Below are 13,302 nucleotides of genomic sequence, written 5' to 3' on the forward strand. Positions count from 1 at the left end.
TCATAACGGATTGTGCCGCTATTCTGTCACAAGGAAAGCAGGAATAAAGAGGGTTATCCTCATTTTTATTATCAATTGATGTTTTTTCGGACTATTTATGTATGTTTGAGCTGAAAAAAGTAATGTCAGCCTTGTTAATGCCGCTTCCGGCATTGCTAATCATAGGCTTGTTAGGTCTTGCTCTCATTAGTTTTACCACGAAACGTAAAACTGGCTGCTTTGTTGTTCTATTCTCTTTTGTCGGCATTTTCCTCGTTGCCTTCCAACCTGTTTCAACCAAGCTTCTGATGCCTCTTGAGCGCGAGTACAAAGCGTTTTTACCTGTATCAGGTAGCATTGACTATGTCATGGTGCTTGGTAATGGTCATGTCGTCGATGATGAGATCCCACCAACTTCTCAACTAAGCCGTACAGCGCTAATGCGCCTTACCGAGGGCATCCGTATTTTACGTATGTACCCTGGCGCTAAGTTAATTTTGTCCGGTTACGCAGGTGGATCTGAAATCAGTCATGCGCGCATGATGGCTAACGTGGCACTTTCTCTTGGTGTCGCAAAGTCCGACATCATCCTTCTCGAAGACGCTAAAGACACATGGGAAGAAGCCCGCCAAGCCGCTGCCTTTGTGAAGCAAAAAGACATTGTGCTGGTAACCTCAGCAAGCCATATGAAGCGTGCTTTGTACGAGTTTAATGCTGCAGGTATCAAGCCAATCCCTGCGCCAACTAACTTTATGGCAATTGATGACATCGAACAGCCATGGCAAAAGTACACTCCGAAAGCTCGTTACTTAGAACAAACCGAGTTGTATTGGCATGAGTATTTAGGTGGGTTGTGGCAAAAGTTGCGTGATAACGTAGGTCAAACACCAATGGTTGAAGTAGAACAACCATAAAACACTTAAAAACGATTCAGTGGTCAAATTGCGGAAACAAAAAAGGAGAGCCAATGCTCTCCTTTTTCTTTAGGTATGATTTAATCACCAGCAAACATGTAGCCTTCACCGTGAACCGTCACAAAGATTTGTGGGTTCTTAGGATCAAACTCCATCTTAGCGCGCATGCGGCGAATCAGTACGTCAATCGTACGATCATTTGGCGCATCCACTCGGTGGCTGATCATATTCAAAATACGCTCGCGGCTTAGTACCTGATTTGGGTACGAGGACAGTGCAACCAATAACTCGTATTCAGCTTTGGTTAGTTTCACTGGCTCACCATTACGGCTTAGAGCTCGACGCTGAATATCAAACGTCCACTCACCGAAGCGCACAATGTGTTCTTCATTAGTGTCGTTCGCTGCTTTTTGAGAACCGCTGCGTGCCGCAGAGATGCGCCATAGCAAGTTCTTCACGCGAACCAATAATTCCCTTAGTTCAAAAGGCTTTGTCACATAATCGTCTGCGCCCATTTCTAGACCAACGATTTTGTCAATGCTATCCGTGCGTCCTGTCACTAATATGATGCCGATATCTGATTGGCTGCGTAATTCACGCGTAAGCATAAGGCCGTCTTCGCCAGGCAGGTTAATATCCAGCATGATTAGGTCAACATCACCGCCTTGAAGCACTTCGCGCATCTCTGCGCCGCTTTCTGCTTCACTGACTTTGTAACCTTCATTTTGGAAATAGCCCGCGAGCTTACTGCGAGTTACAACATCATCTTCTACGACTAATACGTGATAGCTCATTTACACCACTTTCTGTCTTTTTTATTTTCCAAGACGTATTCTATTCATAACTAGTAACATTTCTAGTCATAGATACATTAAAAAGCAAGATTTTGCGATTTTATTGATTCAAAGCAAGCTTATTTACAGCCATTCACAAATACGCATATTTTCCAATAATGCATAACAATTATAGTTACTGCTATTCATCTTAATTGTTTACACTTAAGGGATAACCATTCAGGAGCAAAAAAATGCAAGAAGTGAAAGCTTTTAACGAGAAACGCGCAGAAATCTATTGGTGGTTTTCTAGCCTGTTCGCAAAAGAACTGACAGAGAAAGAACTAGAAACCTACCACAGTGTTGAAATTCGAAGCTTTTTAGCGGGTCTTGGTGAAAACGAATCACTAAAACCAGCTGTTGATACCCTTGTTGATGCACTCAACCGTTTACAAGACCGTGAAGACGCTCAGTTAGAATTAGCAGCGGACTTCTGTGAACTCTTTCTAAAAACAGAAAAACACGGCGCACTGCCTTATGCTTCAATGTACATCGGCGAATCTGGTTTATTAAATGATAAGCCAGCAGAAGAGATGGAAAAACTGATGGCAGACTTTGGTGTGCAAGTGGACGAAAATCTGAAAGAACCAGCGGACCACTTAGCGGTCGAGCTAGATTTTCTAGGCAACATGATTATCCGCTCGAACGAACTAGAGCAAGATAAACATATGGAAGAAGCGTTCGGAAAACAGAACGAGTTCATCCAACAACACCTTATGACTTGGCTGCCACAGTTTGCTGCTAAATGTAAGCAATTCGACGAATTTGGCTTCTACATTAGCGTTGCGCAACTATTAATTGCATTTTGTAAACTGGACAGCACCTACCTTCTTGGTGAATAATTGCCACCTATTTTGGGGAGTCTGTCATTCAGACTCCCTATTTTATTCGTTTGTTTTTAATCTGGCACAGAGAAATACAATCAATTTAGCCGTTAAAATGTGACCTCAGGGGCACAAAACAACTGCCTAGAATATTGCCAGCTTGCTCGCATCAGTCTAAAATGTGAGCGCAAACGATTAAATATGATTTATATGTAAACCGCTGAAATAAAGCGGTTTTTGTGTTTTCTTAACAGGATTGCTGACCAATTCCTCACTTATATAAGAAAGGAATATGAGACTCAGCGATAAATGTTGCTACAAACCTTTTTATACCGATTTCGGAACAACCGCTGCCAAATATCTCAGCAATGCCCCTATTCGCAGTTGCTCGGTTTGCGCAAGACCCTAAGCGTATGGTTGTCTTCACTACGGTATTTACAGTAGCTCGATACAGGACATCATTTATGGCCACTATTAAAGACGTTGCTCGCTTAGCCGGCGTTTCTACCACTACGGTTTCGCACGTAATTAATAAAACTCGCTTTGTTGCTGAAGCAACTCAAGAAAAAGTAATGAAAGCGGTGGATGAACTTAATTACGCACCAAGTGCCGTTGCGCGCAGTTTAAAATGCAACTCAACTCGTACCATCGGTATGTTAGTTACTCAATCTACCAACCTATTCTTCTCTGAAGTAATCGACGGCGTTGAGAGCTACTGTTACCGTCAAGGTTACACTCTGATCCTATGTAACACGGGCGGTATTTACGAGAAGCAACGTGACTACATCCGCATGCTAGCTGAGAAACGTGTAGATGGCATTCTAGTAATGTGTTCTGACCTTACGGAAGAGCTAAAAGAGATGCTTGACCGTCATTCAGACATTCCTAAAGTTGTCATGGATTGGGGTCCTGAAAGCTCACAAGCAGACAAGATCATCGATAACTCAGAAGAAGGCGGTTACATCGCAACAAAATACCTGATCGACAATGGTCATACTGATATTGCTTGTCTGAGCGGTCACTTCGAAAAAGCAGCTTGCCAAGAACGTATTGCGGGTTACCGCCGTGCGATGGCTGAAGCAAACCTAGCCGTTAACGAAGATTGGATTCTTGAAGGCAACTTTGAGTGTGACACGGCTGTCTTAGCTGCAGATAACATCAGTGCTATGGACAAACGTCCAACCGCTGTTTTCTGTTTCAATGACACTATGGCTCTTGGCTTGATGAGCCGCCTACAACAAAACGGTATCAAAGTACCAGACGATATTTCTGTTATCGGTTACGACAATATCGAACTTGCTGAGTACTTCTCTCCACCGCTAACGACGATTCACCAACCAAAACGTCGTGTGGGTAAAAATGCGTTTGAGATCCTACTTGAGCGCATCAAAGATAAAGAGCATGAGAAGCGTGTTTTCGAAATGCAACCAGAGATCGTTGTGCGTAATACAGTTAAGAAATTGAACTGATCTCTCACTTGATTTTATAAAGCGCTCCTAGGAGCGCTTTTTTATTGCCTAAAAATAACTTTTTTTGGACATTTCATCAGAAAAATAATTTAAAGAACGAAGATAAGTTGCTGTTTTAACTCAAGGTAGCACATATCCTTGATAGACCTTTTGTATTACAATTATACATTCCAGCATATGAAACTTTACACACCAAATTACCACTATTAACTGAACCAAGATCACACTTCAACGTTTGAAACGTGATGTTAATTCAATATACGAAGTATCCTCAAAGAGTCACGCACAGGGCAAACCATCCGAAAGGGTGGGACGCAAAGCCTCCGGCCTGAACCATCTTATTAGATGGAAGGTAGCGGGGTTACCGATGGCAAATATGCATTAAGTGAGTTTACCCTTTAATGACATTGTGTCTGCATGCATTTGCTAATCTCTCGGACCTGATTTTTGGTGGCGTAATATTAATTACACCGAGATAACACACCATGGATAAACCGATACTCAAAGACTCAATGAAGCTGTTTGAGGCACTTGGTAATATCAAGTCGCGCTCAATGTTTGGTGGTTTTGGGCTCTTCGCCGATGAAACGATGTTTGCGCTTGTCGTAAACAATCAACTTCATATTCGAGCTGACCAACAAACTTCATCTGACTTCGAGACTCAAGGACTAAAACCGTACGTCTACAAGAAACGTGGTTTCCCAGTCGTTACGAAATACTATGCAATTTCTGATGATCTTTGGGACACAACCGACCGCTTGATTGAAGTTGCCAAGCAATCCCTCGAGACTGCTAAGCAAGAGAAAAAACAACAAGCAAGCACCAAGCCTAATCGATTGAAAGATCTACCTAACCTGCGTCTAGCAACTGAGCGTATGCTCAAGAAAGCGGGCATTGACTCTGTAGAGCAACTTGAAGCAGAAGGCGCGCTAAACGCATACAAAGCAATCCAAGATACGCATGCCTCTACGGTAAGCCTTGAACTGCTCTGGGCGTTAGAAGGTGCAATCAAAGGCACACATTGGAGTGTCGTACCTCAGTCTCGTCGAGAAGAATTGATGAGTGCTCTTTCCTAAAGCATTTATATCAGCATGACATTGAGTAAAAACCGCAGTTTTCAAACTGCGGTTTTTTTTTGAAATTTTTTATTGTCCCATTCTGTCTTATTATCTAAGAAGCCAAACGGAGCTATTGATATGAATAAGAAACTGATTTTAGGACTGATCCTACTCGCGACGATTATCTTTTTAGGCGTGAATTTTGGTCAATACCTAACACTAGAAAACGCGAAGGCGCAACAAGAAGCGTTGAACACTTTTATTAGCGAAAACTTCGTATTCGCTGCTGCCACTTATTTCTTTGCTTACATTGCCATCACTGCGTTTTCGATTCCAGGTGCAGCAGTGGTGACTTTGCTTGGTGCGGCGCTATTTGGTTTCTGGACAAGTTTGCTGCTGGTTTCTTTTGCCAGCACAATCGGTGCAACGATCGCTTTTTTAAGCAGCCGTTACCTATTGAGGGAATGGGTACAGAGTAAGTTTGGAAACAAGCTAGGTGCGATCAATCAGGGTGTAGAAAAAGACGGCGCATTTTACCTATTTTCGCTACGCTTAATCCCTGTTTTTCCATTTTTCCTAATCAACTTGTTAATGGGTCTGACACCAATGACTATTGCTCGATTCTACTTAACAAGCCAAATTGGTATGTTGCCTGGCACTGCGGTTTATCTGAATGCAGGTACACAGCTAGCAACCATTGATAGTCTTTCTGGAATTGTGTCACCAACCGTATTAGCATCGTTTGCTCTACTTGGTTTGTTCCCTATTATCGCTAAATGGGTTATGAATAAGGTTCGTCCTGCACAAGTACAGAATGGAAACGCTTAATGAAAATATACATCGCTAAAAATCCGGCTGAAGCTCATATCGTTTGTGAGCTTCTTAAAACCGAGCAAATAGCCTGCGAAGTGCGAGGTGAAGGCATGTTCGGATTGAAGGGTGAGCTGCCTTTTAGCGATGATACTGACCCGTATGTTTGGCTTTTACATCCGGAGCAACAGTTGAAAGCATCAGCCATCGTCGAAGACTATCGAAAACAAGCAGAGCTTATTTACCAAGATTGGCAGTGCCCACAATGTTCGGAGCAAAATGAAGGTCAATTTGGCGCATGTTGGCAATGCGGATATCAAATAGGGGAGCCTTAATGGCTCCCCTATTCTTTTCAATCATTTTAAGTTTAAGCGGCTAAGCTTTGCTGCTTAATGAACTCGATAGAGTGTTGATTGAAGTCATCAGGTCGTTCTACATTGCACACATGACCACAGTCTGGAATCTCACGTAGAACACTTTGCTTATGTACCGCAACCATCTCTTTAACTGGCTTGATGAACATGTAATCCCTATCACCCATTAAATACAATGTTGGGATAGGCAGTTCACGATCTTTAAAGTATTTCATCAGAGGATTAACGTCAGCGGCTAAGATGAACCATCGTTTGAATTCTTTCTGGCATAATTTCTTTGCTTCGCGGATAAATAGGTGACGTGATTCTCGTTGGTTTTTTTGCGGCATAACAATGTAGGCAAACAACTTGTACAGCCACATATAAGGCAGAATGTGCTTTCCTAGATTACCTAACTTCACCAGGATTTGTGAGCGGGTATTTAAACGCGTAACTGCGCCACCAAGAACCATAGAGCGTACTCGCTCAGAGGCTAACTCAGCCAAATTACGAACAATAATAGTACCCAAAGACATACCGACAAAGTGCGCAGACTGAATCTTAAGATGATCCAAAACTTTTAGAATATCTTGAGTCACCGCCGTAAAGGTATAGCGACTTGTCATCAATTCTTTAAGCAGTTGGTTAGATTTTCCATGCCCTCGAAGGTCGATCAGCAGTAAGTTAAAGTGCTGCTTATACGCTTTGATCTGCTTAAACCATATCGAAGAACTGCCACCAGCACCATGCACGAAAACGACCCACTCTTTGCTAGTAGGGTGTATATAGGTTTTATGGAATAAAAGTGGCTGAGTCATGTATCAGTATGAAAAACATTCTTTGTGAACAGGAATGGATAAATGCTACCACACTCCTTATGGGTAAGATAATAAAGGCACCCTATTCGGTGCCTTTCGTTACACTTTTTAAAGATTTTGCGTCAATTTAACGCGGCTCTATACAACTGCAAGTATTCTTCCGCAGCTTTACGCCAACAAAAGTCTTTCTGCATTGCATGAAGCTGTACACGCCTTACTTCGTTCGGACTCTGTGCGTAAAGCAACAGTGCCCTTAGCATCGTCAATAACAACGCTTGTGGTGTTGGCTCATAGAATACAAAACCTGTGGCTTCTTCAAGATCTGCGTCGTAGTCATTAACACTGTCTTTCAAACCGCCTACACCACGAACAATCGGCAACGTGCCATAAGCCATACTGTAGATCTGATTTAAACCACAAGGTTCAAATTCTGAAGGCATCAGGAAGAAATCTGAGCCAGCCTCAACAAGGTGTGCGAGTTCATTATCGTATGCTTCAACAAAAACCAACTTATTAGCGAACTGTGCTGAGACGTCTCTCAGTTGGGCAGCAAGGATAGGATCGCCAGTCCCCACGACGACAACTTGAACATCATGTTTGAGGAAGTCAGCCAATGCTGGTAGCAAATAATGCACGCCTTTTTGTTGCGTTAAACGGCAAACCATACCAAACATAGCGCAATCAGATGCTTCAAGACCCAGCTTTTCTTGTAGGGCTCTCTTACAAGCGTTTTTGCCACGCACCATGCTTTGTCGGTTCGCTTTGTAGTTCAACGGTAAACTAGAGTCCGTTTCTGGATTCCACGCACTGTAATCACAACCATTTAGAATACCCACTAAATCGTCAGCGCGTTGTTGAAACTCCCACGCCATACCATGACTACCTAGCTCAGTCTTAAGCTCTTCTGCGTAAGTCGGGCTTACTGCATTGATTTTGTCTGCATTCATCACCCCCGCTTTGAGCATGGTGATGTGAGTGGCACTGACGGCAGCATCAGGCACATTTCGACTATGGAACTCTGGAAGGCATTGAACATCGTCGTAACTAAATACCCCTTTGAACACCGCGTTGTGAATTGAAATAACGCTGCGAGTGTTTGCAAAGAAGGCTTCATTGCCGTATCGATGTTTGAGCAAGAATGGGACTAATCCTGTATGCCAGTCATTAGCGTGAACAATGTCCGGCTGGAAGCCAAGCTTAGGTAACATGTCCAAACACGCTGCACTAAAGAATGCAAAGCGTTCACCATTGTCTGTATAAGCTTGGTTGTTTTCGGCGTACATAGAAGGACGATTGAAATACGGCGGACAATCAATTAAGTAAACTGGATTATCCCCAAGCGTTAACTTAAGCACTCGGTACGCCGTATGTGGCCAACTCGTTAACTCTGTTTCTAGAACCGTTTCCGCTTCCGATAGTTGCTCAATGCCAGTATAGGCTGGAATAGAAATTCGTACATCTTGCTGAAGATTTTGAAGGGCTTCCGGCAGTGCCTTGGCTACATCAGCCAAGCCACCACTTTTAATTAGTCCTTCGACTTCAGACGCTACAAACAGAACAGACAAATTGTTAGTAGCCAACACGTGCTCCTTTTGGAATTACAACGATGCCATCATCTGACACATGGTAGTGTTTCTTATCTTCTTGTAGATTTACACCAATTTGCGTACCCGGCGCAATATCTGCGTCTTTATCTACAATCACGCGACGAAGCACACAACCTTCCCCGACTTTCACATCACCGAGCAAAATACACTGGCTGATGTCACACGCCGAAGCAATGTTGCTACGGAAACCTAATACTGATTTTTCAATACGTGAACCACGCACGTAGCTACCGTTACATACCAAGCTATCGATGATCTGAACTCGACCATTAACAGAGTCAGTAAATGTCGCTGGTGGCAATGGTGGGTAATAAGTATGAAGTGGCCATTTGCGGTTGTATAGAGAGAACGGTGCGTCTTTCTCAAGAAGATCCATATGAGCTTGCCAGTACGCATCAATCGTACCTACATCGCGCCAATATACTTCTTCTTTCTCACCCGTGATGCGGTTGGTACTGAAGTCATAAACAAACACATCACCACGCGGGAACATTTTAGGAATAATGTCTTTACCAAAGTCGTGCGTTGATGCTTCGTTATCAGCATCTTCAATAAGTTCGGCAAACAGTGTCTGAGCTTCGAAGATATAGTTACCCATAGACACGAGTGCGTGCTCTGGATCACCTGGGATAGATTTCGGATTAGCTGGCTTTTCTTCAAAGCCAATCATGCGACCTTCGTTGTCTACTTCGATAACACCAAATTGAGACGCTTCAGATAACGGCATTCTTAGCGCTGAAACCGTTAGCGAAGCCTCTTTCTCTTGGTGGAAAGCCAACATCTGTTTAATGTCCATTTTATAGATATGATCGGAACCAAAGATACATACTTGATCAGGTTCTGCCAACTCCATAAAACGCAGGTTTTGGTAGATAGCATCTGCCGTTCCTTCATACCAACGCTTGCCTGTACGCATCTGCGCAGGAATTGGGTCGATAAAGCGGTCGGTGATGCCATTGATGTTCCACCCTTTCTTCAAGTGGTGGAATAGAGATTGAGATTTGAATTGAGTAAGGACGTAAATGCGCATTAAATCCGCATTCACAAAGTTATTCAGAGCGAAATCAATAAGTCGGTAACTTCCGCCGAAAGGGACCGAAGGTTTACTGCGGGATTCCGTTAAAGGTCTCAAGCGAGAGCCTTCACCGCCAGCAAGAATCATTCCCAAAACACCAGCCATTCGTTGTTCTCCATATAGTTATAGCTTGGAACTGGTACTCGCTTGATATGAGCAGAACTCGGGGAGTCAAGCGAATACGTTAATACGTCCATACTGATGAGCTTCTATGAACCCTCACAATACGAACTGAAAAAGCTATTGCACATCCTCGTACGCACACGCCTTAGTTATTCTTTATTTTCGGCGCTAAATAACAGCATACAGTTGCATTATCTGTCTAATAAGTTATCGAACTGGAACTAAATTACAATTTAAAATATGCCATTCCGTGTAGTGTACAGATGTTGCTTACTCAATACGGTATCTTGATCACACAATGGGACGCAAACGATTACATTGTGAAAACAATTTACAAACCGATTAACTACACAAGTGCAGTTTAGCGACAGGATACGATGAAACTATGACCGTTGGATGAAAACAAGAATGGTGAAAATGGAAGAAAAATGATTGGTGAAATGAATGAATTATAAAATAGCAGGTAAAAAATAAGGCAGCGTATGAGCTGCCTTATCGATTCAATCTCTAGGATTATGCTTTCGCTTTTTTGCGCTTGTCCGTGATTTCCCACTTACCATCGATAAACAATGCCGTCCAACCACTTGGTTTTCCATTGTCTTCAGTGCGCACGTAGTTCTCTTTGCTCTTGCGGCTAAAGCGAACAACAGCAGGGCGACCATCAGGGTCCGCAGCTGGCGCGGTAGTCAGATACTTAAACTTCTCAGGAAGACGTTCTTCGAAGCGAGCAAGTTCAGAAACTAATGGAGCACGAGTCTCACGTGATTTAGGGAAGTTACTCGCAGCCATAAACAGACCAGAAGCACCATCACGTAAAACAAAGTACGCATCTGAGTTTTCACAAGGAAGTTCAGGGAAATGAACTGGATCTTCTTTCGGCGGTGCTACTTCACCGTTCTTCAGGATCTTACGAGTGTTCTTACACGTTTCACTTGTACAATCCATGTATTTACCGAAGCGACCGTTCTTAAGCACCATGTCAGAACCACACTTGTCACACTCAACAACTGGACCATCATAGCCTTTCACTTTGAATTCGCCATGCTCGACGATGTAGCCTTCACAGTTCGGGTTGTTACCACAAACGTGCATCTTGCGTTTATCATCGATCAAGTATGCGTCCATCGCCGTTTCACAGATAGGACAACGCTTCTTAGCACGCAGAGCTGCTGTTTCCACATCTTCTTCTAGAACGTTGATGATACCGTCTTCGTCACCCAAGTTGATGGTTGTCTTGCAACGCTCCTTAGGTGGCAATGCGTAACCAGAACAGCCTAGGAATACGCCTGTTGACGCGGTACGAATACCCATAGGACGGCTACAAGTCGGACACTCGATATCTGTCATCACAATGTGATTCAACTTCATGCCGCCTTCGTTCTCGTCTTGCTCCGCTTTCTCTAGATCGCCAGTGAAGTCTGTGAAGAAGTTATCTAGAACATCTTTCCACATCACATCGCCTTCAGCGATTTGGTCAAGCTTCTGCTCCATACGCGCAGTGAAGTCGTAGTTCATTAGATCGTTGAAACTGTCATCCAGACGGTCAGTAACAATCTCGCCCATCTTCTCTGCGTAGAAACGACGCTGTTCTACTTTTACGTAGCCGCGATCTTGGATCGTAGAGATGATTGAAGCGTATGTAGAAGGACGACCAATGCCGCGCTTCTCAAGTTCTTTTACCAGTGCCGCTTCTGTGAAACGTGCAGGTGGCTTGGTAAAGTGCTGTTTAGGATCTAGTGATTCAAGATCTAGCTTATCGCCCAGTTGAACAGCAGGAAGAATCGTATCTTCGTTTTTACCCATTGGGCGTTGAACGCGAGTCCAACCGTCAAACTTAAGAATACGACCTTTCGCTTTTAGCGTGTACTCAGCCGCTTTCACACTGATGGTGGTTGAATCGTATTCTGCAGGCGTCATTTGACACGCAACGAATTGATTCCAAATCAGCGCGTACAGCTTGTGTGCGTCCGCATCAACACCTTGTAGGTCTTCAGCTTTCACAGCAACATCGGAAGGACGAATTGCTTCGTGCGCTTCTTGTGCGCCTTCTTTGCTACCGTATGTTAGCGGTTTAGCAGGAAGGTATTTGTCACCGAACTCAGAACCGATGAAACCGCGAACTGCATCTACTGCTTCCGCGCTCAAGTTGGTTGAGTCGGTACGCATATAGGTGATGTAACCCGCTTCGTATAGACGCTGCGCCAGCATCATTGTCTTCTTAACGCCGTAGCCTAAACGAGTACTCGCTGCTTGCTGAAGTGTAGACGTAATGTATGGTGCAGACGGCTTACTTTTCGTTGGGCGGTCTTCACGCTTACATACTTCGTAGCTTGCGTTTTCCAGTACCGACATCGCCGCCTTGGTTTCAGCCTCGTTAACTGGCTTAAACGCAACGCCATCTTTCTGCGCAACAAGCAGTTTGAACGCCGTCTTATCTTTTGTGTGCGTATTTGCGTTGATATCCCAGAATTCTTCTGGAATGAAAGCGTTGATTTCACGCTCACGCTCAACCAGTAGTTTAACCGCTACTGATTGTACACGACCAGCAGACAGACCACGCGCCACTTTCTTCCATAGCAATGGAGAAACCATGAAACCTACTACACGGTCCATGAATCGACGTGCTTGCTGTGCGTTAACACCATCCATGTTTAGCTCACCAGGCGTCTGGAAAGCTTGCTGGATTGCATTCTTCGTGATCTCGTTAAACACTACGCGTTTGTATCGCTCTTCATCGCCACCGATGATCTCACGAAGGTGCCATGCGATTGCTTCCCCCTCGCGGTCTAAATCGGTTGCGAGATAAACGTAATCAGCATCTTTGGCTAATTTTTGCAGTTCGCTAACGACTTTTTCTTTGCCTGGAAGGATTTGGTAATTCGCATCCCAGTCATGATATGGGTTAATCCCCATTTTTTTGATTAGAGCTTTACGGTCTTTTTCTTTTTTGACACGCGCTTTTTCTTCCGGGCTCATTCCTTTAGTAGAAATGGCTGCGGCTTTTTTCTCACCAGTGCTTTGACCGGCCGTAGGCAGATCACGCACGTGACCAACACTAGACTTAACAATAAAGTCTTTACCAAGGTATTTATTTATCGTCTTAGCCTTGGCTGGTGACTCCACTATAACGAGCGATTTACCCATAACTGACTCTAACGTCCTTCATAATAATGCGGGTAACTAGCCCAAAGGAAGCTACCCGCATAATGTTCTATTTCATTGCTTCTTTTTTTACTATTGTGCGAGATGAAAAGAAGATCAACTGCTTTTTTGAAATTCAGATCCGATTGGTTGACAATTCATCGCCTTTGTACTTTGACGAGGCAGGGTACTGCAAAAGGTCTTGAGCGGCATATACTAAGCAGGCAAAGTTTCCTCTCGCTAGTCGAATTCGATAAATTTTGTCTCTCATCACAAAATAATTTGTCTTACGCGATCA

11 protein-coding genes and 1 riboswitch are annotated in these 13,302 nt (G+C 43.7%); of the genes, 6 read left to right on the plus strand and 5 right to left on the minus strand.

Annotation, left to right across the window (positions count from 1 at the left end; translation table 11 throughout):
- Positions 1-101 precede the first annotated feature (101 nt).
- On the plus strand, positions 102-893 hold the full coding sequence (elyC, locus tag ABMY42_RS09470; RefSeq protein ID WP_005450349.1) for an envelope biogenesis factor ElyC: 792 nt from the start codon (positions 102-104) through the stop codon (positions 891-893).
- 80 nt (positions 894-973) lie between these two features.
- Here elyC and torR read toward each other — a convergent pair whose 3' ends face one another.
- Positions 974-1,687 carry a two-component system response regulator TorR gene (gene torR / locus ABMY42_RS09475; protein ID WP_005450350.1) on the minus strand — a complete coding sequence of 238 codons (714 nt, stop codon included), beginning with the start codon at positions 1,685-1,687 and terminating at the stop codon, positions 974-976.
- Between the two features lie 233 nt (positions 1,688-1,920).
- Here torR and torD point away from each other — a divergent pair, with 233 nt between their 5' ends.
- The 5 genes from torD to ABMY42_RS09500 all read left to right on the plus strand — a co-directional run bounded on the left by torD (position 1,921) and on the right by ABMY42_RS09500 (position 6,222).
- On the plus strand, positions 1,921-2,568 hold the full coding sequence (gene torD, locus ABMY42_RS09480; RefSeq protein WP_009698288.1) for a molecular chaperone TorD: 648 nt from the start codon (positions 1,921-1,923) through the stop codon (positions 2,566-2,568).
- A gap of 446 nt (positions 2,569-3,014) precedes the next feature.
- Positions 3,015-4,019 (plus strand): HTH-type transcriptional repressor PurR, encoded by a 1,005-nt coding sequence (gene purR / locus ABMY42_RS09485; RefSeq protein WP_005450353.1) that lies wholly within the window; start codon positions 3,015-3,017, stop codon positions 4,017-4,019.
- Positions 4,020-4,298: 279 nt separating this feature from the next.
- A riboswitch (cyclic di-GMP riboswitch) is annotated at positions 4,299-4,388 on the plus strand.
- A 116-nt stretch (positions 4,389-4,504) separates the two neighbouring features.
- Positions 4,505-5,095: a TfoX/Sxy family DNA transformation protein gene (locus ABMY42_RS09490; protein WP_005450356.1), complete on the plus strand. Its 591-nt coding sequence runs from the start codon at positions 4,505-4,507 to the stop codon at positions 5,093-5,095.
- Between the two features lie 120 nt (positions 5,096-5,215).
- Positions 5,216-5,905 carry a TVP38/TMEM64 family protein gene (locus ABMY42_RS09495; protein ID WP_005450359.1) on the plus strand — a complete coding sequence of 230 codons (690 nt, stop codon included), beginning with the start codon at positions 5,216-5,218 and terminating at the stop codon, positions 5,903-5,905.
- The gene (locus tag ABMY42_RS09500) at positions 5,905-6,222 is read left to right on the plus strand and encodes a DUF2007 domain-containing protein (RefSeq protein ID WP_005450364.1); all 318 of its coding nucleotides are present in this window, start codon (positions 5,905-5,907) and stop codon (positions 6,220-6,222) included. The genes ABMY42_RS09495 and ABMY42_RS09500 overlap by 1 nt, the downstream gene beginning before the upstream one ends.
- A 32-nt stretch (positions 6,223-6,254) precedes the next feature.
- On the opposite strand, the gene ABMY42_RS09505 is transcribed toward ABMY42_RS09500, so the two are convergent.
- The 4 genes from ABMY42_RS09505 to topA all read right to left on the minus strand — a co-directional run bounded on the left by ABMY42_RS09505 (position 6,255) and on the right by topA (position 13,007).
- Positions 6,255-7,058, minus strand: a complete 804-nt coding sequence (locus tag ABMY42_RS09505; protein ID WP_005450365.1) for an alpha/beta hydrolase — start codon at positions 7,056-7,058, stop codon at positions 6,255-6,257.
- 122 nt (positions 7,059-7,180) lie between these two features.
- Complete coding sequence (gene glgA / locus ABMY42_RS09510; protein WP_026000128.1) at positions 7,181-8,638, minus strand: glycogen synthase GlgA; 1,458 nt, start codon at positions 8,636-8,638, stop codon at positions 7,181-7,183.
- Positions 8,628-9,845: a glucose-1-phosphate adenylyltransferase gene (glgC, locus tag ABMY42_RS09515; RefSeq protein WP_005450367.1), complete on the minus strand. Its 1,218-nt coding sequence runs from the start codon at positions 9,843-9,845 to the stop codon at positions 8,628-8,630. Before glgC ends, glgA begins: the two co-directional genes overlap by 11 nt.
- A gap of 531 nt (positions 9,846-10,376) precedes the next feature.
- Positions 10,377-13,007, minus strand: coding sequence for a type I DNA topoisomerase (gene topA, locus ABMY42_RS09520; protein WP_005450368.1), 2,631 nt, complete (start codon positions 13,005-13,007; stop codon positions 10,377-10,379).
- Between the last annotated feature and the right edge of the window lie 295 nt (positions 13,008-13,302).

This window comes from Vibrio sp. SSH13-20 (assembly GCF_040104475.1).
GTDB classification, from domain to species: Bacteria; Pseudomonadota; Gammaproteobacteria; order Enterobacterales; family Vibrionaceae; genus Vibrio; species Vibrio harveyi.